15 protein-coding genes and 3 pseudogenes are annotated in these 24,087 nt (G+C 43.4%); 15 read left to right on the top strand and 3 right to left on the bottom strand.

What is annotated here, in order from left to right; all coding sequences use genetic code 11:
* Nucleotides 1–9: 9 nt before the first annotated feature.
* The 7 genes from hpaI to hpaC all read left to right on the top strand — a co-directional run bounded on the left by hpaI (nt 10) and on the right by hpaC (nt 6,703).
* Entirely contained in the window at nt 10–816 is an 807-nt protein-coding gene (gene hpaI, locus AB204_RS00435; protein ID WP_047961425.1) for a 4-hydroxy-2-oxoheptanedioate aldolase, read from the top strand.
* Nucleotides 817–973: 157 nt separating this feature from the next.
* Nucleotides 974–2,347: a 4-hydroxyphenylacetate permease gene (hpaX, locus tag AB204_RS00430; protein WP_047961424.1), complete on the top strand. Its 1,374-nt coding sequence runs from the start codon at nt 974–976 to the stop codon at nt 2,345–2,347.
* 51 nt (nt 2,348–2,398) lie between these two features.
* Nucleotides 2,399–3,304 (top strand): 4-hydroxyphenylacetate catabolism regulatory protein HpaA, encoded by a 906-nt coding sequence (hpaA, locus tag AB204_RS00425; protein WP_047961423.1) that lies wholly within the window; start codon nt 2,399–2,401, stop codon nt 3,302–3,304.
* A 202-nt stretch (nt 3,305–3,506) separates the two neighbouring features.
* Nucleotides 3,507–3,677, top strand: a complete 171-nt coding sequence (locus tag AB204_RS22655; RefSeq protein WP_161796530.1) for a hypothetical protein — start codon at nt 3,507–3,509, stop codon at nt 3,675–3,677.
* Nucleotides 3,678–3,708: 31 nt separating this feature from the next.
* On the top strand, nt 3,709–4,287 hold the full coding sequence (locus tag AB204_RS23310; RefSeq protein ID WP_235428001.1) for a hypothetical protein: 579 nt from the start codon (nt 3,709–3,711) through the stop codon (nt 4,285–4,287).
* A 313-nt stretch (nt 4,288–4,600) separates the two neighbouring features.
* On the top strand, nt 4,601–6,163 hold the full coding sequence (gene hpaB, locus AB204_RS00415; RefSeq protein ID WP_047961422.1) for a 4-hydroxyphenylacetate 3-monooxygenase, oxygenase component: 1,563 nt from the start codon (nt 4,601–4,603) through the stop codon (nt 6,161–6,163).
* 21 nt (nt 6,164–6,184) lie between these two features.
* Nucleotides 6,185–6,703: a 4-hydroxyphenylacetate 3-monooxygenase, reductase component gene (hpaC, locus tag AB204_RS00410; protein WP_047961421.1), complete on the top strand. Its 519-nt coding sequence runs from the start codon at nt 6,185–6,187 to the stop codon at nt 6,701–6,703.
* A 107-nt stretch (nt 6,704–6,810) separates the two neighbouring features.
* Here hpaC and AB204_RS00405 read toward each other — a convergent pair whose 3' ends face one another.
* Entirely contained in the window at nt 6,811–8,205 is a 1,395-nt protein-coding gene (locus AB204_RS00405) for a glycoside hydrolase family 1 protein (protein ID WP_047961499.1), read from the bottom strand.
* A gap of 91 nt (nt 8,206–8,296) precedes the next feature.
* Nucleotides 8,297–9,670 (bottom strand): annotated as a pseudogene (locus AB204_RS00400) (PTS transporter subunit EIIC); the annotation flags it as partial.
* A 785-nt stretch (nt 9,671–10,455) separates the two neighbouring features.
* Here AB204_RS00400 and dtpB point away from each other — a divergent pair.
* The 8 genes and pseudogenes from dtpB to AB204_RS21045 all read left to right on the top strand — a co-directional run.
* A complete protein-coding gene (gene dtpB / locus AB204_RS00395; protein ID WP_047961420.1) occupies nt 10,456–11,922 on the top strand; it encodes a dipeptide/tripeptide permease DtpB in 1,467 nt (488 codons plus the stop codon).
* 451 nt (nt 11,923–12,373) lie between these two features.
* Nucleotides 12,374–12,730 (top strand): hypothetical protein, encoded by a 357-nt coding sequence (locus AB204_RS23305; protein ID WP_047961419.1) that lies wholly within the window; start codon nt 12,374–12,376, stop codon nt 12,728–12,730.
* Entirely contained in the window at nt 12,622–12,945 is a 324-nt protein-coding gene (locus tag AB204_RS23300) for a Tc toxin subunit A (protein ID WP_072061362.1), read from the top strand. Before AB204_RS23305 ends, AB204_RS23300 begins: the two co-directional genes overlap by 109 nt.
* An 81-nt stretch (nt 12,946–13,026) precedes the next feature.
* Complete coding sequence (locus AB204_RS22650; protein ID WP_047961417.1) at nt 13,027–13,314, top strand: hypothetical protein; 288 nt, start codon at nt 13,027–13,029, stop codon at nt 13,312–13,314.
* Nucleotides 13,290–13,469 (top strand): annotated as a pseudogene (locus tag AB204_RS21050) (Tc toxin subunit A-related protein); the annotation flags it as partial. The gene AB204_RS22650 and the pseudogene AB204_RS21050, both read left to right, overlap by 25 nt.
* A gap of 488 nt (nt 13,470–13,957) precedes the next feature.
* The gene (locus AB204_RS00375; protein ID WP_047961416.1) at nt 13,958–21,490 is read left to right on the top strand and encodes a Tc toxin subunit A-related protein; all 7,533 of its coding nucleotides are present in this window, start codon (nt 13,958–13,960) and stop codon (nt 21,488–21,490) included.
* Between the two features lie 98 nt (nt 21,491–21,588).
* On the top strand, nt 21,589–21,780 hold the full coding sequence (locus AB204_RS22180) for a hypothetical protein (RefSeq protein WP_047961415.1): 192 nt from the start codon (nt 21,589–21,591) through the stop codon (nt 21,778–21,780).
* Nucleotides 21,716–21,871 (top strand): annotated as a pseudogene (locus AB204_RS21045) (RHS repeat-associated core domain-containing protein); the annotation flags it as partial. The gene AB204_RS22180 and the pseudogene AB204_RS21045, both read left to right, overlap by 65 nt.
* Before the next feature lie 1,133 nt (nt 21,872–23,004).
* Here the strand turns inward: AB204_RS21045 and fbaA are convergent.
* Nucleotides 23,005–24,081, bottom strand: a complete 1,077-nt coding sequence (fbaA, locus tag AB204_RS00360; protein WP_047961413.1) for a class II fructose-bisphosphate aldolase — start codon at nt 24,079–24,081, stop codon at nt 23,005–23,007.
* Nucleotides 24,082–24,087 lie beyond the last annotated feature (6 nt).

Raw genomic sequence — 24,087 nt, 5'->3', positions numbered from 1 at the left:
GGTACGATCATGGATCAATTAACAAACAGGTTTAAACAAGCTCTAAAATCAGGACATCCACAAATCGGACTATGGCTCGGGCTATGCAGTGGCTACAGCGCAGAAATTCTGGCAGGAACAGGGTTCGATTGGTTGTTGATTGACGGCGAACATGCCCCCAACGATATTTCCACTATCCTTGCTCAATTGCAGGGCATCGCCCCTTATCCAAGCCAGCCTGTCGTTCGTCCCCCGTGGAACGATCCGGTGATCATCAAACAGTTGTTGGATATTGGCGCTCAAACATTGTTACTTCCAATGATCCAAAACGCAGAACAGGCCCGTCAAGCAGTTCGATCCACTCGCTACCCACCTGCTGGTATTCGTGGGGTAGGCAGTGCGCTGGCACGGGCTTCCCGCTGGAATCGCATTCCTGACTATCTTTCCCGTGCCAATGACGAAATGTGTGTGTTGGTACAGGTAGAAACCCGTGAAGCCCTGCAAAATCTGCCAGAAATCGCAGCAGTCGAGGGGGTTGATGGCGTGTTTATCGGCCCTGCGGATCTCAGTGCGGATATGGGACACATCGGCAATCCTCAGCATTCAGAGGTTAAAACAGCGATTGAACAAGCGATAGGTCAAATCAAGGCTTCCGGTAAAGCAGCGGGTATTTTGATGACCAATGTTGATGAGGCTAGGCATTACCTCAATATGGGTGCCCTGTTTGTTGCCGTAGGTGTTGATACAAGCTTACTGACAGGGGCTGCCAACGCGCTGGCTGCACGTTTTGGCAACATTCGGGAAGAACTAAACACACCATTATCCAGCAGTTATTAAGTGCTCATTACCGACAACAACACAACCTATTACCCTACACAGCAGGTGTTGATCGCGACATCTGCCATTGCAGTCTGAATTCCCTGATAACTCAATTTCCTAATAATTCAATTTCCTAATAATTCAATTTTCTAAGAACAATAAAAAGGAAACGACAATGAGCACTTCACCTGACGCTATACCCAAATCACCTAAATCAAATAATCCGGCTTATCCACACCAAAAATTCACCTCTCAACAGCAAAATGTCATCAATAAGTTATTCCGACGCCTGATCTTCTTTCTCTTTATCCTGTTTGTTTTCTCTTTTTTGGATCGCATCAATATTGGTTTTGCTGGTTTGACGATGGGAAAAGATCTTGGCTTGACATCCACCATGTTCGGGCTGGCCGCCACGCTGTTTTACGCCACTTACGTGATTTTTGGCATTCCCAGCAATGTCATGCTGAGTATTGTGGGAGCCCGCCGCTGGATTGCCACCATTATGGTGTTATGGGGAATTGCTTCTACGGCGACGATGTTTGCGACCGGCCCTACCAGCCTGTATATCCTGCGGATGTTGGTGGGCATTGCGGAAGCAGGTTTCTTGCCCGGTATTCTGGTCTACCTGACTTATTGGTTTCCGGCCTATTATCGTGCCCGTGCCAATGCGCTGTTTATGATCGCCATGCCCGTAACAATGGCATTTGGTTCACTGATCTCCGGTTATATTCTGGAAATGGACGGCATCTGGGATCTGCGTGGCTGGCAATGGCTATTTTTGCTGGAAGGCTTCCCTTCTGTTTTGCTTGGTCTTGTTGTCTGGTTTTATCTGGATGACTCACCGGAAAAGGCCAAGTGGCTGACTCATGAAGATAAGCAATGCCTTCAGGAAATGATAGAAAACGATAAGCTTTCGCAGGAACACACCAACGCGCCTGTTCTGCAAAAAACCAGCTTATGGCGGGAAATTTTCACCCCGATTGTATTGATGTATACCTTCGCTTATTTCTGCCTGACCAATACCCTGAGCGCCATTAATATCTGGACGCCACAGATTATGCAGAGTTTCAATCAGAACAGTAGCCACGTCATTATCGGCATTCTGACTGCCATTCCGCAATTCTGCACAATTTTGGGCATGATTTACTGGAGCCGCCGCTCCGACCGCCTGCAAGAACGCAAAATGCACACTGCCCTGCCTTATCTGTTTGCCGCCGCAGGCTGGGTTTTAACCTCACTTACCGACCACAGCATGATACAGCTACTGGGGATCATCATGGCTTCCACTGGATCGTTCACTGCCATGGCGGTATTCTGGACGACACCGGATCAATCGATCAGTCTGCGTGCCAGAGCGGTGGGGATCGCCGTGATCAACGCCACGGGCAATGTGGGATCTGCCGTCAGCCCACTTTTGATCGGCTGGTTGAAAGATCAAACCGGCAGTTTCAACGCAGGGCTCTATTTTGTAGCAGGGTTATTGGTTATTGGAGCATTGATGGTTTTATTTATCCCAATGCAACATGCCAGGCCACGGACAACACCGTAAATAACGGGCAAAATATCTTGGCCAGCAACAAGGCACGGGAGGAAAAAATCGATGTCTGTATCCAACATCACAAAACCTATCATCACCAATATCGATATCAGCAAGGATTATGATGAAACTCAGGGATCGGATGATGTGCATTACCAAACTTTTGGCCGCATGGCGGCGTTTTTTGGTCGTGATATGCAGGCACATCGCCATGATGGTTTTTTCCAACTGCATTATCTGGTGACAGGGCGAATTGAACTGCAACTGGATGAACAGCACTATTCCGTACAAGCCCCGCTATTTATCCTGACTCCCCCCTCTGTTCCCCATGCTTTTTTTACGCAGGAAGACACGGACGGTTATGTCCTGACCGTCCGTCAGGCACTGATTACACCGTTGCTTAATTCGCTTTATCCTACCCATCGGGAACTGGTTGATATTCCTGCTATCTGCCTTTCTGTGGCGGATAAACCCGACGAACTGGAAACATTCAATCATTATTGGGCATTGATCGGGCGTGAATCTGCCAATCAATTTTCCGGGCGCGAACAATCGCTGGCATTTTTAGCTCAGTCACTGTTTACCTTTCTGCTGCGCAGTATTCCCCTTGATGATCATCATTCCGGTGGTGTTCGGGGAGAGTTAAAACTATTCCAGCGCTTTAACCAGTTGATTGATCAACATTATCACCAACATCTTGCCGTACCGGAATACGCGGAAAAATTGGGAATTACGGAGTCTCGCCTGAAAGATATGTGTCGACGGTTTGCCAATCGACCACCAAAGCGTTTGATTTTTGACAAACAATTGCGGGAAGCAAAGTGGTTATTACTGTTTAGTGACAGTCCGGTATTTGAAATAGCCTATCAGCTTGGGTTTAAAGATCCGGCTTACTTTGCCCGGTTTTTTAATCGGCTGGTGGGATGTTCCCCAAGTCTTTGGCGGGAGAGGAATTTAGTTGGGAGATGAAAAGATACCTTCAACTAAAAGTTTGTTCTCATTAGACTCTAAATTTAAGTGAAAAAATTATTTATTTGTATTATTTAATTTCGTATATGAATAATTCAATATCACCAATAAAGATCGGATGAACTTATGATAGTATTATGCCCGCATTTAGATTAAACTTACGCAGAAAAATAAAACATGAACGAATAAGAAGGATATTCTTATGTATACTAAGAAAAGAAACAAAAAGAACTTCAAATCTGTTGTAATACAACTTACTCGCTCAGTTAGCTTTGATATTGATTACCTTTCATCTCAAAAGAGAATATCTAAAACAAGAGAGCGCTATATCCAAGATATTTCTTCAAAAGCGCTATCGCATGTTAATAATTGATAAGATTATCTAATCTGATAAGGAGGGGCATTTGAGCAAAAAATGGGTATTCGAGGTATTAGTCAAGGACAATAAAGATGCTATAGGTCTTATTGCTTACGCTTTATATAAATATAGAAAATATATTTTAGCGACTAACCTAAGGAATCAAGGAAAAAATGAAAATTCTATTCAAAAAGAACTAACTATTTTTCATGATCAAACTATTCAAAATAATAGCATTGATGACTACAGAGAAAAAGCTGTTGATTATCTCAATCAATTAATTGAACAAATAGAATCGAAGCAAAAAGAAAGTTTTAATAAAGAAAAAACAAAATTAGAAAAAAAATGCCAAGACGTCATAAAAAAAGAAAAAAATAATCTATTGAAAAACATTAGTGAATATCAGCATGTAAACAAATCCTGGTTTAAAAAGCTTGGTTATTGGTTGCTGTCTGGAATACCGAGTATAGTATCATCTTTTTTAATCACTTGTTTTTTATTAGGTGCATCCATGCTGATTCTTCCTGAAAACAAACGTCAAGAGGTATTAGCTTACTCAATAGAAAAATATTTTGCTTTACCTAAAAAAGCATCGACAGTAACAGGATCAGAAACAAGCCATTAATATCAAAACTAATAATTATTCCAACCTCATGAAACCAACATTGGTTGAGAGTTTAGATCGTTCCTTTGGTACCATAAAATCCATTGGCAATATTAAAATGTGGATTTCCTATCTTCAAAACACCAAACCGATCACACTTTTATAACAATTCATTCTCATTCACCGAAAAGTACCCGCAAACCTTCCGAAAGTCTCTTCAAGAGAAGCCTTTTAATCGCTTCAATCAGATAGTGAAAAAAACATTAAATTAACATTTAGTCCCCATATGAATAACAAGTCCAATTAGGGGGATTATTTGACTGATGAGGTAGCTATGAAACTAGAAGATTTGCGTGCCGACCACAAGCGTCCATTCACGAGCAAAGAGTATCTGAGTTCACTTCAAGATGGCCGTGAAATTTATATTTATGGTGAACGAGTCAAAGATGTTACAACGCACCCTGCTTTCCGTAATGCGGCTGCCTCAATTGGTCAACTATACGATGCCCTCCATGCACCGGAAACCCATGATGCGCTCTGTTGGAATACCGATACCGGTAATGATGGCTACACTCACAAATTCTTCCGTTTTGCTACCAGCTCTGATGACATCCGCCAACAGCGCGATGCTATTGCGGAATGGTCACGGCAAAATTACGGTTGGATGGGGCGCTCTCCCGATTATAAGGCCGCATTCTGCTGCTCATTGGGGGCTTATCCTGAATATTATGGGCAATTCGCTGATAATGCCCGTATTTGGTATAAACGCATTCAGGAAAGTTGCATCTATTTCAACCATGCTATTGTTAATCCCCCCATTGATCGCCATAAGCCAGCGGATCAGGTCAAAGATATTTTTATTCAGATAGAAAAAGAGACAGATGCCGGAATTATTGTCAGTGGTGCCAAAGTCGTCGCCACCAACTCTGCACTGACTCACTATAATTTCATCGGCTTTGGTTCGGCACAGGTTATTGGGGATAATCCCGATTTTGCCCTGATGTTTGTCGCGCCCATGGATGCCGATGGCGTGAAATTAATTTCTCGCGCTTCTTATGAATTGGTGGCGGGAGCGACCGGATCACCTTTTGACTACCCCCTTTCCAGTCGGTTTGATGAAAATGACGCCATTCTGGTCATGGATAAGGTATTAATTCCATGGGAAAACGTGTTAATTTATCGCGATTTTGATCGTGCCCGTAATTGGGCGGTACAAAGCGGGTTTGCCCGGTTGTTTCCCATGCAAGCCTGTGTGCGTCTTGCCGTTAAGTTGGATTTCATTACCGCGCTGTTGCAAAAGAGTCTTGAATGCACCGGTGTTGTGGATTTCCGCGGTGTTCAGGCCGATTTGGGAGAGGTCGTCGCATGGCGCAATCTGTTCTGGTCACTGACAGATGCCATGTGGGCAGAAGCCAAGCCGTGGGAAAATGGCGCTTATCTGCCGGATACTCAAGCGATTCAGACTTATCGCGTGATGGCTCCGATGGCTTACACGAAAATCAAGAATATTATTGAAAGTAATGTCACCAGCGGCTTGATTTATTTGCCATCCAGCGTGCGTGACATGAATAATCCTGAGATTAATAAGTATCTTGAGAAATATGTTCGTGGGTCTAATGGTATTGACCATGTAGAACGAATTAAGATTTTGAAATTAATGTGGGACGCCATTGGCAGTGAATTCGGCGGTCGCCATGAATTATATGAAATTAATTATGCCGGCAGCCAGGACGAAATTCGCCTGCAATGTCTGCGTCATGCTTATGGTTCCGGCAATATGAAGAAAATGACGGAATTGGTGGATCGCTGTCTCTCTGACTATGATTTGAATGGCTGGACCAGACCCCATTTACACAATAACCATGATATTAACTTGTTAGATAAGCTGCTGAAATAAATCAGTAGCAGGAGGTCTATTATGTCTGTAGAAAATGAACATCGCCTGCGTTTCAGAGATGCGATGGCAAGCCTTTCCGCTGCGGTGAATATCATCACCACGGATGGCCCTGCGGGGCGCTGCGGTATGACTGCAACGGCAGTGTGCTCTGTGACAGATACGCCTCCGACTTTAATGGTGTGCATTAATCGCAATAGCGCCATGAACCCGGTATTTCAGGAAAATGGTAATCTGTGTATCAATATTCTGAATCATGAACAAGAGCTAATGGCACGCCATTTCGCTGGCATGACCGGTGTCAGTATGGAAGATCGCTTCAAGTGGAATATTTGGAACACCGGAGTTTTGGGACAACCGCAGCTACAAGAGACACTTGCCAATCTGGAAGGACGTATTGAGCAAGTGCAGGAAGTCGGCACCCATTATGTTTATCTGGTGGAAATAAAACAGATCATTGTTCAGGAAAAAGGCCACGGGCTGATTTACTTTAAGCGCGGTTTTCACCCTGTAATGGATGAAAACATGGCAATAACGGCTTAAAATAAAACCATTTTTGAAACAAAATCATACTCAGCATAGCCTCCCTTAAGATGAAGGTTCTTTATCAAAGAGCCTTCATCAATTTGAAAGAAGAGACAAAGACAGACTCAGTTCAAACTACCACCTTGCGTCTCAATGACCTGTTTATACCAGTAGAAGCTCTTCTTACGGCGTCGCTCCAGTGTTCCTGTTCCTTGCTCATTCTGGTCAACATGGATATATCCGTAACGTTTGGCAATCTCGCCTTTTGAGGCACTGACCAGATCAATTGGCCCCCAGCTGGTATATCCCATGACATCTACACCATCTTCAATCGCCTCTCTGACTTGGGCAAGATGATCATTAATATAATGAATGCGATAATCATCCTGAATACTGCCATCAGCTTCCACGGTATCTTTGGCTCCCAAGCCATTCTCAACAATAAACAGGGGCTTTTGATAACGATCCCACAATAAATTGAGTAACGTGCGCAAACCAACCGGATCTATCTGCCATCCCCATTCTGAACTGGAGAGATGCGGGTTCGGGATCATATTCAGGATATTTCCCTGTTGTTTCTGATACTCAGATTCATCCCCCGATGTACAACCACTCATGTAATAACTGAATGAGATGAAATCAATCGTATTTTTCATCTCATGTTTATCTTGTTCAGTAATCGTGATTTCAATACCATTTTCGCGAAAATAGCGCAGCATATAGCCCGGATAAGCACCTCGACACTGTACATCACCGAAAAACAGCCATTTTTGATTTTGCTGGAGAGTTGCCAGCACATCTTCGGGTTTACATGTCAATGGATACATCAGCCCCCCCAACAACATATTGCCAATTTTGGCGTCAGGGATAATTTCATGGCACAATTTCGCCACACGGGCGCTGGCAACTAATTGATGATGAATAGCTTGATAGATTTCTGATTGTGTGCTGGTTTTAGGCAACCCGACCCCCGTTAATGGTTCGTGTAGTGACATATTGATTTCATTGAACGTCAGCCACAATTTCACTTTTTTCTGGTAACGGGTGAAAACTGTGCGGGCGTAGTGCTCAAAAAAGTCGATCAGCTTGCGATTACCCCATCCCCCGTATTTTTTGACCAGTGTCCATGGCATCTCATAATGGGACAGCGTGATCAATGGCTTAATTCCATATTTCGCCATTTCATTGAATAAATTGTCATAGAATGCCAGCCCTGCTTCGTTGGGCTGTGTTTCGTCACCTTGTGGAAAAATCCGACTCCAGGCAATAGAGGTACGCAGGCAGGTAAAGCCCATTTCCGCAAACAGAGCGATATCTTCGGGGTAACGATGATAAAAATCGATAGCAATATCTTTAAGATGCTGCGTGTTATCAGTCTCTCGCTCAATTACAGGCCCCATGATGCCCTGTGGTTGAACATCAGATGTCGAAAGCCCTTTTCCATCGGTTAAATAAGCACCTTCAACCTGATTGGCAGCAACTGCACCTCCCCATAGAAAATGTGCTGGGAACTGTTTCATGCGAATCTCCTCTTTGGGTACGTGGTGAACAATGGGATCAATGACATTTTTCATCTTTGTTTTCTTTTGCGGAAAGGTTGGTGGAAAGTTTGGTGGAAGCCGGAAGCCCAAATAACCATGTCAATAAAGTTGAGATGACAAAAGCCAGCACAGTACCAATAATCGCTCCCCACACCGTATTATTGATGCCCGTTGATGGAATAATCTGGGTGAAAGTAAAAATATTGATCAACCCCATCGAATAGACAGCACTTTGGTAATAACCAATCACCGCGCTACCTATTGCCCCGGCAATACAGCCAAAAATAAATGGACGTCGATAAGGCAAAGTCACGCCATAAACCGCAGGTTCAGTAATACCAAACATACCGGAGGTCACAGCCGAGCCCGACAGCATTTTCAATTTAGCATCACGGGTACGCAGGAATACGCCAAATGCCGCCCCCGTTTGTCCTATCACAGCGGGGAGCAACAAAGGGGTTAACGTATCGTGACCGGTTACAGTTATATTATTGATTATAATAGGGATAAACCCCCAGTGCAGGCCAAAGATGACACAAATCTGCCAAACTGCTCCCATAATCGCCCCTGCCAGTGCCGGAGCAAACTCATAGACAGCCTGATAGCCATGAGCCAACAACTGGCTTAACCACGTAGCCGTTGGCCCGATAACAAGAAACACTATTGGGACAATCAACATAAGGCAAACAAGAGGAGTCACAAAGGTTTTGATTACAGCGGGGAGATAAGCATCCAGTTTTTTTTCAACTTTGCAGCTAATCCAGGAAGCAAAAATAATGGGGATCACAGAAGAGCTGTAATTCAGGAATGAGAGTGGAATACCCATAAAATATTCCGTTGTGCCCCCACCAACCATTGATGCTTCAAAGGAGGAGATAATCATGGGATGGACTAATGCACCACCAATTCCCATTGTAATAAAGGGATTGCCACCAAATTTTTTACCCGCTGTATAACCGAGCAACAGAGGAAAAAAATAAAACAAAGAATCGCTGGCTGCATACCAGACATGATAAGTTCCACTCTCAGGAGATACCCATTTCAGTGTAATAGCAACCGCAAGCAATCCCTTTAAAATACCAGCCGCCGCCATGACACCCAGAAATGGGGTGAAAATACCGGAAACAATATCAATGAAGTGGTTAAAAAGACTGTCTTTCTTGTTAGTGAAGTCTGCTGTTACTTCCATCTTATCAGGAGGAGCCAACACTTGTTGAATCGTCTGGTAAACATCGCCCACTTCATTACCAATGACTACCTGAAACTGGCCCCCACTTTCAACAACCGTCATAACACCTGACAGAGCTTTTATCTTGCCGGCTTCAGCAAGTGTACTATCCCGCAGTTTAAATCGCAGCCGTGTAGCACAGTGGATAAGACTGACAATATTCTCTTGCCCACCAATACCTGCAATAATTTCCTGAGCCAGTCGCTGGTACTTCATGCTGTTTCCCCATTTTCTCCATAGCTTCTACTGCAAAGCAATGAGTTTTATTCAGGCGAAAAAAACTGACAACGCCACCCCTGCATACCACGCAGGAAATCATTGCCAAATGTTATCTGCTGCGATTGAGTACAGAACAGTAATGATCTGTTTTCTGATTCTAGTTACTTTTATTTATCACTCAATTTACGAAAAATAGAAGTGTGATTGTGATCGCGGGGTTACATTAAATAACCTAAATTCTGGATAAAAAATTGAACTAAGCGCCTGTTTCAAGAACAGAACTTCCTGCCAAAAAGACACTGTTATTAATAAGGGACAGGCATGGATAATGGATATCTTAGTGACGGCTTAACCAAAACTCAGATTAATATAAATACCGGAAATAAACCGCCAATACATAACAAAAAATTAATATATAGATATTTATGATTCAATTTCATATCTACTATTCTTCCATCTACCATTTCTGGCAAAAAACAAACAGATTAGGTTAAATGACGATCAAATCGATTCATTTACGAACATACAAATCTCTTATTAATAATTTTTGATATTAATTTAGTGAATATTCTGCCAAATCTGGTATTACTTTTTTGCGTTAGTGTGATCAACCGTTGAGAAGATATTATATCAGTATATTAACCTCCCTCGCTTCACGATCACCCTGAATAAATAAACAAAATCACAACTTACGCGATACATTACGTTACAAACATGTTAACAACAGTATAATCATCTGGATGTATTGCCCATCGGAATGATAGCTAACAGAGGCATTCACTATGAGTAAAACCGCCCCGGTCGGTTTATGGGATCAACCGAAACCCTTTTTCATGATTTTTTTCGTTGAATTGTGGGAACGATTCGGTTATTACGGCGTTCAAGGCATTATTGCCGTTTACTTCGTTCAGCAACTTGGTTTTTCAGAATCAGAATCATTTATTACTTTCGGTGCATTTACTGCACTGGTTTACGGTCTGATTTCCATCGGTGGTTATGTCGGAGATCACTTACTCGGGACAAAGCGAACAATTGTTCTGGGTACTATTATACTGGCAATCGGCTACTTTATGATTGGTCTTTCCATCATAGAACCTGAGCTGATTTTCTATGCCCTGGGAACCGTCGCTGTCGGTAATGGCCTTTTCAAAGCCAACCCTGCCAGCCTGCTGGCAAAGTGTTATCCGCCACAAGACCCGCGTTTAGATGGTGCATTTACGCTATTTTATATGTCCATCAACCTCGGTTCTCTGGTTTCCCTCTCCCTCGCTCCCGTCATTGCTGAAAAATATGGTTATGCCCTCACCTATAATATCTGTGGTATTGGCCTGATTATCGCCCTGCTGGTTTATATTGCCTGCCGCCGCATGGTACATAACATCGGTTCAGACCCCGACCATGCACCGATGAATTATATGACTCTGTTTTTAGTGCTGGTTGGTGCAGTGGCGATGATTGGCATCTGTGCATGGTTACTGCACAACATCAAAATTGCCAATATTGCCCTCATGGCGATTTCTACCATTGTTGTCGTGATTTTCTTCTGGCAGGCATTCAAACAAGACAAAGTCGCCCGTAATAAAATGTTCGTGGCATTTATTCTGATGCTTCAGGCTATTGTGTTCTTTATCCTGTATAGCCAGATGCCGACTTCCCTCAACTTCTTTGCGATCAATAACGTCCACCACCAAATTTTAGGCTTTAATGTCAATCCCATCAGTTTCCAGGCACTAAACCCATTCTGGATCATCGTTGTCAGCCCTATTTTGGCCATGCTGTACACTCGACTGGGAGCCAAAGGTAAAGATTTTTCGATGCCAACGAAATTCACTGTCGGCATGTTCCTGTGCTCTCTGGGCTTCCTGACCGCCGCAGCGTCTGGCTTATTTGCCGATGAGAATGGCATTACATCTCCGTGGTTTATCGTGCTGGTGTATCTGTTCCAGAGCGTAGGAGAATTAATGATTAGCGCCTTGGGGCTGGCTATGGTGGCAACCTTTGTTCCCAGCTATTTAACTGGCTTCATTTTGGGCATGTGGTTCCTGTCACAAGCGGCAGCGTCAGTATTGGGAAGTTATGTAGCAGCCTTCACTGCCGCACCAGAAGGCGTCAATGACCCACTGCAAACCCTACCACTTTATACTGGCGTATTTGGTAAAATCGGTGTTGCTACGTTGGTTGTAGCCATCATTATGGCCTTTATGGTGCCGTGGTTGAACCGTATTATGAAAGACGAAGTGAAGGCGTAATCGACTAATTCTGCCGGCTTAAGCACATTTCCGCTCGCTGATTCATTAATATTACGAGCGGAAATTGTTTTTCCACATAATCAGTGAAAAATAAAATATCATTTTTCCTTCTTTATTTAATATTTATGACACGCCCTTCCTATTCCTTTCTTTCTTTTTTATACGTTAACCTATTAATCTAATAACTTACTCTCAAACTGATCCCAAAAACAATTTGATAAACTTTATGCCATTAAGATAGGTACCAAATTTTATTATTGCTTTATAGCCGCCATTAAAAAACAATCAATTATAGAAAACGATGTTTTAACCGCGACATAAAAAACACTGTTTAGTTAAATAAAAAAATTACCAATCATTAAATTTATCTCTTTTTTAACTGCAAAAATACTTTTTTAGTATCCCGTCATCATCACGATGAATATTCTCTTTCAATTTAAAAGGAATCGATATGGATACATATACAACTGAACTTCCTGATGTATTGAAAAGTCAGTGCGGTTTCAACTGCTTAACTGATATTTGTCATTATTCCTTTGATGAATTCCGCCAGCAAGTCAGCGGGCACCTTTCCTGGTCAGAGACGCAACATCTTTACCGTAGTGCACAGCAGGCACAAAAAGAAAACCGGTTATATGAAGCCAGACTGCTTAAACGGGCCAACTCCAGCTACAAAATGCCTTATACCTTGCCATCACTGTGTCCCACGCAGAGTTACGTGGCTATAATGATGAATTCGGCAATCGGGCTGCCCGATATGTGGCTCCGGGCGCGGTTTCCTCCATGTTTTCTCCGGCGGCTTATCTGACTGAACTGTATCGCGAGTCACATCAGTTACATGGGAAAGACTCAGCTTATCATCTGGATAAACGCCGCCCGGATTTGCAGTCGCTGATATTGAGCCAGAGTAAATTAGGGGATAATTTCATTATTTATGACAATCTCAAAGTTAATCTGAGTCACTCATCTAAAGATCTCCTGTTTTATCCCGTTTATCAATATAGCCGGAATATCAGTCAATGAAATAAAGGCAGATTACTGTTTTACCGTGATACGGATTACTCATCAAATGTAGAGGAAAAGATTCCCGACGCGAAGCGTGAATTGTCTAAGCCTAACGCCGCTATCGGATATGATTTTATTGAGGATGAGAAGAATAGCCCTGATGATTTTAAACATTATATCTTAATGACGGATTCTAAAGGTATTGCCACTGATATTAATGTGGATACCACAGTTAATCCTCCCGCTGGTTTCAAAGAAATCAAGACCAGCATTTCACCTGATAAGGTTGAAGTTAAAGTTAAAGTTAAAGTTAAAGTTAAAGTTAAAGTTAAAGTTAAAGTTAAAGTTAAGTTTATTAAGCAAATGACAGCGGTCAATTCCAGTTAGATTTCAATGATGGTAAATTCTTGCCGTTTGAAGGCATTGCGATAGATGATAAGGGCGCACTTATTTTAAGCTTCCCGAATGCGACCACCAGACAGCAAGCTATGTTACAAACTTTAAACGATATTATCCTGCGTATTCGCTACACGATTCTTTAGTCGCTCATTCTCTTTTGACAATATTTTCAATCAATACAGCCCCCTCACAGGGGGCTTAGCATATTATTCAATCAGACAGAAAATAGAGAACAGTCATCATTTTTACTTATTTAATATTTGCAGTTATTTACCATAAGGATATTGAATTTAACTTTATTTTTCGCATCTTAATTCATTAAATCAGCGTTATATTCTAAATCCTGATATCAACTCCAGACTGATAAATATCATTCGATCAAAATAGCTTTCAAATTTTGTTATTGATTTATGTCCCTCATTCACAAACAATTACTCCTGGTGAATGTGTAATTAAGTATTCCAAGAACAACATAAAAGCCACGATTAATTTAAATAATTAACAATTAACACATTTTAATCCTTGCTTATTTTTTAACCGAAAACACATCTTTTTTATTACTACCACCATAAATTTTTATTATTACCACCATAGTTGCAAGAATCTCTCTTCCAATTTAAAAGGAATCGATATGGATACAAATGCGTCTGAACTTCCTGAGGTATTGAAAAGTCAGTGTGGTTTTAGCTGCCTGACTGATATTTGTCATTACTCATTTAATGAATTCCGTCAGCAAGTCAGTGAACACCTTAATTGGTCAGAAACGCGCCGCCTTTATGACAAGGCACAGCAAGAGCAAAAAGAGAACAAGCTGTACGAAACGAAGATCCTCAAGCGTGCCAATCCTCAGCTACAAAATGCCGTACACCTTGCTATTACTGTTCCTCATGCTGAATTACGTGGCTATAATGACGAGTTTGGTAATCGGGCCAGCCAATATGTGGCTCCGGGCGCGGTTTCGTCTATGTTCTCACCAGCCGCCTATCTGACCGAGCTTTACCGTGAAACACGTCAGTTACATGCAGAAAGTTCAGTTTATCATCTGGATAAACGCCGCCCGGATTTACAGTCAATGGCATTGAGTCAGAGCAATATGGATAGTGAAATTTCCACGCTTTCACTTTCTAATGAATTGTTGCTGGAAGGGATTAAAGCCAAAACCGGGTTGGATAGCCAATCCAAGGTCATGGAAATGTTGTCAACTTTCCGCCTCTCTGGCGCCACCCCTTACCATGATGCTTATGAAAATGTCCATAAGGTGATTCAGTTACAAGATCCAACTCTTGAGCAGCTTCGTGCGGCGCCAAATGTTGTCGGGTTGATGAATCCGGCTTCCCTGCTGGGTATTAATGCATCCGTATCACCGGAATTGTTTAATATTTTGACGGAAGAGATCACAGAAGAAAATGCCGAAGAACTCTATAAAAAGAACTTCGGTGAAGTTGATCCGGCATTAATGTCCACGCCGGCTTATTTAAAAAAATATTACAATCTCAGTGATGATGAAGTCCGTTTATTTATTGGAACAGCCAGTAATTTCGGGCAAACAAAATACCTTAATAATCAGCTTATCACCCCAGTACCACAAAGCGATGGATCGATTAAAGTTTATCGGATTACTCGCGAATATACTGTTAATACCAGTCAGCTCAATGAGGCAGGATTATTTATCTCCAAAGGAGATAAATACAATCTAACTTATAACTTCAAGGATTTCTGGAATTCTGAATATCTCGCCATTCGGCTTAATCATTCAAAAGAGCTTACGCGTATTCCCGGAGCACCCCAGAAAAATATTAAATATTCTGCTGAAATTACTCTAAGTAATGATGATATCCGTCAACCTTTCCAAATTTACTTAAGAAGAGTGCTGCCTAATGATAATTTTGTCCATACTGCGGCAAGATTTTCTATTGAAGAATATAATCAATACTCGTTCCTGCTAAAACTCAATAAAGCCATTCGCCTTTTCCGTGCTACAGGATTACCCCCTACGATTCTGGAAAATATCGTCCTGAGCGTTAATGGAGAATTGGATATTGATGCGCAAGCTCTGGGGAAGATCTTTTCAGTCATCTATTATATGCAGCATTATAAAATTGATGCTGAAACTGCATTGATACTCTGTAATGCCACCATTTCACAACGCACTACCGATGATCAGATAAGCCAATTTGATCGTCTGTTCAATACCCCACCACTGAATGGACAAAGTTTCTCCACAGATGGAGAAAAACTTAACCTCAATCCGGGCAGTGCCGATGACTGGCACAAAGCTGTGCTCAAACGTGCATTCAGTGCTGATGATATTTCACTTTACCGCCTGTTGCAGATAAGCCATCGCGATAATAAAGATGGGTATATGATAAACAGTCTGGAAAACCTGTCCTCTCTCTATCTTGCCCGACTGTTGGCTGAAACCCACCAGCTAAGTATTGATGAACTGGATTTGCTGCTGGTTGCCATTGGAGAAACCCAAAGTTTATCCGGCATTCAGGATGACGATCTCTCAAAACTGATAAATAAGCTTGATGCTGTAACCAAATGGCTAAAAGCCAGACAATGGCAGGTTTATCAATTATTCATGATGACCACAACCCGTTATGATCAGACACTGACACCGGAGATCCGGAATCTGTTGGATACGGTTTATAATGGCCTGCAAGGTTTTGACTCAACACAAGGTGACCTGCTGAAAGCGATGTCACCTTATATTGCAGCGACTCTGCAATTACCTTCTGAAAATATTGCCTATTCCGTTCTTCTCTGGGCAGATAAGCTACAACCCGGCACAGGAAAAATGACGGCGCAAAAATTCTGGGCGTGGCTACAGTATCAACATAACCCTAATCTGCCTAAACCTGAAACCACACAGGAAGAGGCCGTGCAATATTGCCAGAGCCTGTCACAACTGGCCCTGATTTATCGTTCCAGCGGATTGACTGAAAGCGCGTTCGAGTTGTTTGTCACCAAACCCGACGTTTTTGGCTTCCCTGCTGGCAGCGCACCTGCACATGATGCCCTTTCCCTGATGATGCTGACCCATTTTGCTGATTGGGTTAATGCACAGGGAGACAAGGCTTCCCCCACCCTCACCGCATTTGCTGAAAAAACACTGACGGCCGAGAAACTGGCGGATGCAATGGTGCTTGATGCCAATCTGTTGTCACAAGCTTACATTCAAGCGAAACAGCATAATCAGGTCACAGAAGAAAACGCCTTCTCAAACTGGATATCCATCAATATCATCCTGCAATGGATCAGTGTTTCACAACAGTTGAACATTGCACCACAAGGCGTTTCAGCGCTGGTTGCACTGGACTACATTCCACGCATACCCGGCAATGCGCTCCCAACGTACAGCCAATGGGAAACCTCAGCAAACATATTGACCGCAGGACTGGATAGCCAACAGGCCGATTCGCTACACACATTCCTTGATGAAGCCCGCAGTGCCGCACTAAGTACTTATTATATCCGTCAGGTTGCCAGCACGGCTGCCGCTATCCAGAGCCGTGATGACCTCTATCAGTATCTCTTGATTGATAATCAGGTTTCTGCCGCCATAAAAACCACCCGCATTGCCGAAGCGATTGCCAGCATTCAGTTATATGTCAACCGGACGCTGGAAAGCGCTGAAGAAAATGCGGATTCAGGTGTCATCACCCGCCAGTTCTTTACGGACTGGGACAAATACAATAAACGCTACAGTACATGGGCAGGTGTTTCTCAACTGGCTTACTATCCTGAAAACTATATCGACCCCACCATGCGCATCGGGCAAACCAACATGATGGATGCCCTATTGCAGCAGATCAGCCAAAGCCAGCTCAATACCGATATTGTCGAAGATGCCTTTATGTCTTACCTGACGTCGTTTGAGCAGGTGGCAAATCTGGAAGTCATTAGTGCCTATCATGACAATATTAACGATAGTACAGGGTTGACCTATTTTATCGGTCTCAGTGAAACCGAAGCCGGAGAGTATTACTGGCGCAGTGTCGATCACAGCAAGTTCGGTGATGGCAAATTTGCCGCCAATGCGTGGAGCGAATGGAGTAAAATTGACTGCCCGATTAATCCTTATCAGGGGACTATCCGGCCGGTGATGTATAAATCCCGTCTGTATATTAGCTGGCTGGAACAGAAAGAGATCACCAAGCCAACGGGCAGTAACAACCAAACCACCACGGAATATCGCTATGACCTGAAACTGTCGCATATCCGTTACGATGGCACATGGAATACACCACTTACCTTTGATGTGAATGACAAGATCAATAACTTGTCGTTGGATAAAGATAAAAAAGGAGCACCGGGATTATATTGTGCCGGCTATCAAGGTGAAGATACTTTACTGGTGATGTTTTATAAAAAAGAGGACGACATAAATACATATAAGTCTGCTTCCATGCAGGGGTTATATATCTTTTCTGATATGTCTGCCAGAGATATGGAAACAACCCAGAGTAATGTTTATCGGGATAATAGTTATGTCCAGTTTGATACTAGTAATATCAGGAGAGTTAACAATCGTTATGCCGAGGATTATGAAATTCCATCATCGGTGAATAGTAGGAAAGATTATGGCTGGGGATATGATAATCTAAGCATGGTATTTAACGGTCGCATTCCGGTTATAAAATACCAAGCTTCCTCAAATACGCTGAAAGTATTTTTGTCACCGAAATTAAGAGTTATCCATAATGGAGTTGAAGGCCGGCAACGCAATCAGTGTAATTTGATGAAAAAATATGGCAAGCTGGGTGATAAATTCATTATTTATAAAAATTTGGACGTTAACCCTGTTAATTCATCAAATAACCTCCTGTTTTACCCTGTCTATTTATACAGTGGAAATACCAGTAACTTAAGCCAGGGAAGATTATTATTCCATCGGGATACGAATTTTTCATCAGATGTACAAGCATTGATTCCAGATGCAAGCCGTTCATTATATAAAAATAATGCAGCTATTCAGGATGATTTTGCTGTAGATGAATTAAACCGGCCTGATGATCTGAAAAAATATATTTTTATGACAGATAACAAAGTCATTGCCACCCATGTCAGAGGTGCCCAAGAAATTAATACCACAATATCACCGTCTAAAGTTAAGGTCACTGTCAAAGTCGGTAAGACCGAAAAATTATTTACCGCAGATGAAAATGTCTCTTCTCAACCAAAACCCAGCCTTGAAGAGATGTATTATCAGTTCAATGAGCTGGAAATAGATACCTCTTCACTGAATTTTATCAATAATTCCGCCAGCATTGATGTTACCTTTACTGCTCAGGCCGAAGATGGCCGTCAACTGGGCTGGGAAAGTTTCAGTATTCCTGTCACACGCAAAGTCCATTCTGGCACCGCCCTGACCCTATGCCATGATGATAATGGCGCCCAGTATATGCAGTGGGGTGTTTATCGTATCCGCCTTAATACGCTGTTTGCCCGCCAACTGGTCAGCCGGGCAACAACCGGTATTGATACCATTCTCAGTATGGAAACTCAAAATATTCAGGAACCCCAACTGGGCAAAGGGTTCTATGTGACGTTCAAAATTCCACCCTATAATCAAACAGTTCATGGTGATACACGCGGGTTCAAACTCTATCTCAAACACGTTGTAGATAATAATTCCCATATTATTTATTCAGGACAATTTGGCGATACCATCCTCAGTATCACTCTGTTTATCCCTCTTGATGATGTGCCATTAAATGAGGGTTTTATCGCTAAGGTTTATATGACCTATGAAAAATCCCCTTCAGATGACAATTGGAAAGGGCCACACTTTATTACAGATGACAAAGGGAATATCACGATAAACCCCAGCTCTATTCTGACGGATTTTGAAGATATCAATATCCTGAATGGCATTAATACTGAACCAATGGATTTCAGCGGCGCCAACTCCCTCTACTTCTGGGAACTGTTCTACTACACCCCGATGCTGGTTGCCCAGCGTCTGCTGCATGAACAGAACTTCGATGAAACCAATCGCTGGCTGAAATATGTCTGGAGTCCATCCGGTTATATTGTCGGCGGTAATATTCAGACTTATAAGTGGAACGTCCGCCCATTACTGGAAGATACCAGTTGGAACAGCGATCCACTGGATTCCGTCGATCCTGATGCCGTTGCTCAGCATGACCCTATGCACTATAAGGTATCTACCTTTATGCGCACGCTGGATCTGCTGATCGCCCGTGGAGATTATGCCTATCGCCAACTGGAACGGGATACCCTGAATGAAGCCAAGATGTGGTATATACAGGCACTGAATCTGCTGGGAGATAAACCTTATTTGTCACTTACTGGCGACTGGTCTAACCCACGTCTGGATCAAGCCGCCGATAACACAACCAAACAAGCCTACGCACAGGCGATGACGCGTTTGCGGCAAAATGAAGTCAGAAGTCAGGAAATTCAGGTTATTACTGCCAATAGCCTCACTGACCTGTTCCTGCCGCAAGTCAATGAAGTCATGATGAATTACTGGCAGACACTGGCTCAGCGCCTTTATAACCTACGTCACAATCTTTCCATTGACGGTCAACCGCTTTCCCTGCCGATTTTCGCGACACCGGCTGATCCTAAAGCGCTACTGAGTGCCGCTGTGGCAACTTCACAGGGTGGCGGGAATCTTCCTCAAGTCTCCATCCCGCTCTGGCGTTTCCCACAAATGTTGGAAAATGCACGCAGTATGGTCGGTCAACTGATGCAATTCGGATCGACTTTGCAAAGCATCATTGAACGACAGGATGCCGAGGCACTGAATGCCCTGCTGCAAAACCAGGCGGCAGAACTGATATTGACCAATATCAGTATTCAGGACAAAACCATTGAAGAGCTGGATGCTGAAAAAGCGGTACTGGAAAAATCCCGTGCGGGTGTGCAATCCCGCTATGACAGTTACAGCAAACTGTATGACGAGAATATCAATGCCGGAGAAGATCGGGCAATGACACTACGGGCAACGGCATCCGGCATGACAACGGCTGTTCAGGCGGCTCGTCTGGCAGGTGCAGCGGCCGATCTGGTGCCGAATATTTTCGGTTTTGCTGCGGGAGGTAGCCGTTGGGGAGCCATTGCAGAAGCAACGGGTTATGTAATGGAATTTTCAGCCAATGTGATGAATACCGAAGCAGACAAAATCAGCCAGTCGGAAGCTTATCGCCGCCGCCGCCAGGAATGGGAGATCCAACGCAATAATGCGGAAGCCGAGCTGAAACAGATCGAAGCGCAATTTAACTCACTGGCAATACGCCGTGAAGCGGCTGTTCTGCAAAAAGGCAGCCTGAAAACCCAGCAAGAACAGACACAGGCACAACTGGCCTTCCTGCAACGCAAATTCAGCAATCAGGCGCTCTATAATTGGCTGAGAGGTCGATTGGCCGCCATTTATTTCCAATTCTATGATTTGGCGATGACCCGCTGTCTGATGGCGGAAATGGCCTATCGTTGGGAAACTAACGATGAATCTGCCCGCTTTATTAAATCCGGAGCCTGGCAGGGCACTTATGCGGGCTTGATGGTTGGCGAATCCCTGATGCTGAATCTGGCACAGATGGAAGATGCTCATTTGAAACAAGACCAAAGGGCGCTGGAAGTAGAACGCACGGTGTCCCTTGCTGAGGTATACGCAGATTTATCCAGCAAGAGCTTCAATCTGGCAACGAAAGTGGCAGAACTGGTGAAAGAAGGTAAAGGCAGTGCGGGTGACGGACTCAACTCTCTGACGTTTGGCACAGGAACCGATACCAAAACTTCTCTGCAAGCCTCCATCTCTTTAGCCGATTTAAAAATCAGCGAAGATTACCCTGCATCGCTTGGCACAGTTCGTCGCATCAAGCAGATCAGTGTCACTTTGCCTGCATTGTTAGGCCCTTATCAGGATGTTCAGGCTGTCCTATCCTATGGCGGTGATAACAACAGACTGGCTCGTGGCTGTAAAGCGTTGGCTATTTCCCGTGGAATGAATGACAGCGGTCAATTCCAGCTAGATTTCAATGATGGTAAGTTCTTGCCGTTTGAAGGCATTGCGATAGATGATAAGGGCGCACTTATTTTAAGCTTCCCGAATGCGACCACCAGACAGCAAGCCATGTTACAAACTTTAAACGATATTATCCTGCATATCCGCTATACCATTCTGGATTAATGAATTCGTTCGTTTTTAACGATCAATTCTAATCACTACAGCCCCCGCTCAGGGGGCTTATCAAGCAAGAATGAGCAATTTCAGAGAGGAAATTTTCGATGAGCAGTTTTAACCCTGCGCTTTATAAAAAAACACCGGCCGTCAATGTACTCGACAACCGCAGTCTCACCATTCGGGAGATGGGTTATCACCGCGCCGAAGCCAATGGTGTAACTGATCCCCGTATCAGGCTTGTATTATTACGACCATCGTTATTATCAACCATGGGTGGGGAGATGGTTAAGTGCTGATCCTGCGGGAACGGTTGATGGGTTGAATTTGTATCGGATGGTGAGGAATAATCCCATATCTTTATTTGATCCCGATGGACAAGCACCAAACGATGCAAGCGTTCAAAAAATAGACTCTTTAAAAGAATTAGCACGCAGGGTGGCGGCGGGTTCAAAACGATATGAATCTCAGGATGTTGTGGAATATCTCGGTGGGATTAGAGAATTAAGAGGGTTAGCCAGTGCAACAGCCTTTGAAAAGACTGAGGAAATGCTCAAGGGATTGAAAAGGAAAGCAACTCCTTCTGGATATTCAAGGACACTTTCTCAAACTGCTGATGTCGTTAGGGAAAAGATCAAAGGCAGGCTTCCTACTCTCGTCGCCTATGATGAAGAGAGTTTTTCAGGTCATGGAGTCAGTGAAGGGTATATAGAGCTAATTGGCGTTCCAGCCAAAGGAAGCAAAAAAAGTTTATCTCCTGTTCTGGAACGTGATGTTGCTGGTAATGAGATACTCTTCAGAACAATATCGCAAGATCATTTCAATATATTGCAAAAAACAAGAAAGCCGAGCGCAACAACAGAAACCTCAATATCACCCGCATTAGCTTATTCATCAAAATATCAAGGGGTGACTGTCCAATTTACATTAAAACCGGGAACGTTAGCAGAAATTCAGGTTATTGGTATAGCACAAAACCAAGGCGCTGAAAAAATTTTCCCGGGTATGCAGAAAATGAGCACATTAGAAGGTGACTGGGCAAAACAACATGCCCTCTTCAAAAAAGAAGGAGAGTCAACACCCCAAATTACCACCCAGCTTGGAAAAGGTGCTGCATTAGATATCTTTAATGCCAATATCATTGGTTATAGAAAAATAGATAAACAACCAAGTTCATCAACCTAGTTTTAAATCAATTTACATCTGAATTAGACACCCTACGATGGGGTGTCTTAAAAACGAAAACGATCTTTTATAATGGCATGAGAGAGATAAGCCATGTGACAAAACCTAAACAATATTATTCTGAATATTCACTGAAATAATTAATAGTCCGGGGATTGCAAAAATAAAGACAGGTTGGTTCAGTACAAGTGTCGAAACAAACTTTTCTCAGTTAAGCCGTGTTACTCATACCAAGCGGATAGAACTGCAACCCAAAAGCTAACTTTATTGAACTGAACTGCACCTCAAAATCAGGTGCAGTTCATTACTATCGACTACGATGCTAATTTACATGCCTATTACAGCACATCAACCGCATTCAGCTCTTTAAAAGCCTGTTCCAGACGAACAATCATGGAAGTCTGAGCCGCACGCAACCAAACGCGGGGATCATAGAATTTCTTGTTAGGTTTGTCCGCACCTTCCGGGTTACCCAACTGGCCTTGCAGGTAGCCTTCGTTCTTTTTGTAGTAGTTCAGAATACCTTCCCAAGTTGCCCACTGGGTATCGGTATCGATATTCATTTTTACTACACCGTAGCTGACTGCTTCCTGAATCTCTTCTGCGGTAGAACCGGAACCACCGTGGAAGACGAAATCCAGACTGTTGTGTGGCAGGTTGAATTGCTCAGAAACGTAATCCTGTGAGTTGCGCAGGATTTTTGGTGTCAGTTTGACGTTACCGGGTTTGTATACACCGTGAACGTTACCGAAAGAGGCCGCGATAGTGAAACGTGGGCTGATGGCATTCAGTTTCTCATACGCGTAAGCCACGTCTTCTGGCTGAGTGTACAGGGAAGAGCTGTCCAGATGGCTGTTATCAACACCATCTTCTTCACCGCCAGTACAACCCAGTTCGATTTCCAGCGTCATGTCGATTTTCGCCATGCGTGCCAGATATTGGCTGCAAATCTCAATGTTTTCTTCCAGAGATTCTTCTGACAGATCGATCATATGGGAAGAGAACAGTGGCTTGCCAGTTTGCGCATAATGTTTCTCACCTGCGTCCAGCAGGCCATCGATCCATGGCAGCAATTTACGTGCGCAATGGTCGGTATGCAGGATCACAGGCACACCGTAATGTTCCGCCATCTGGTGAACGTGGTGAGCACCAGAAATAGCACCGATAATTGCTGCTTGCTGGCCTTCTGCTTTCAGCCCCTTGCCGGCCACGAAAGACGCACCGCCGTTGGAAAACTGGATAATGACCGGAGCACGTACTTTTGCCGCCGTTTCTAACACTGCGTTGATGGAATCAGTACCGACACAGTTAACCGCTGGTAATGCGAAATTGTTTTCTTTAGCGACGGCAAAGACTTTTTGAACATCATCACCAGTGATGACACCCGGTTTTACGAAATCAAAAATTTTAGACATGTTACG

Source organism: Xenorhabdus khoisanae (genome assembly GCF_001037465.1).
GTDB lineage: Bacteria > Pseudomonadota > Gammaproteobacteria > Enterobacterales > Enterobacteriaceae > Xenorhabdus > Xenorhabdus khoisanae.
This window is presented reverse-complemented; position numbering and strand designations above follow the sequence as displayed.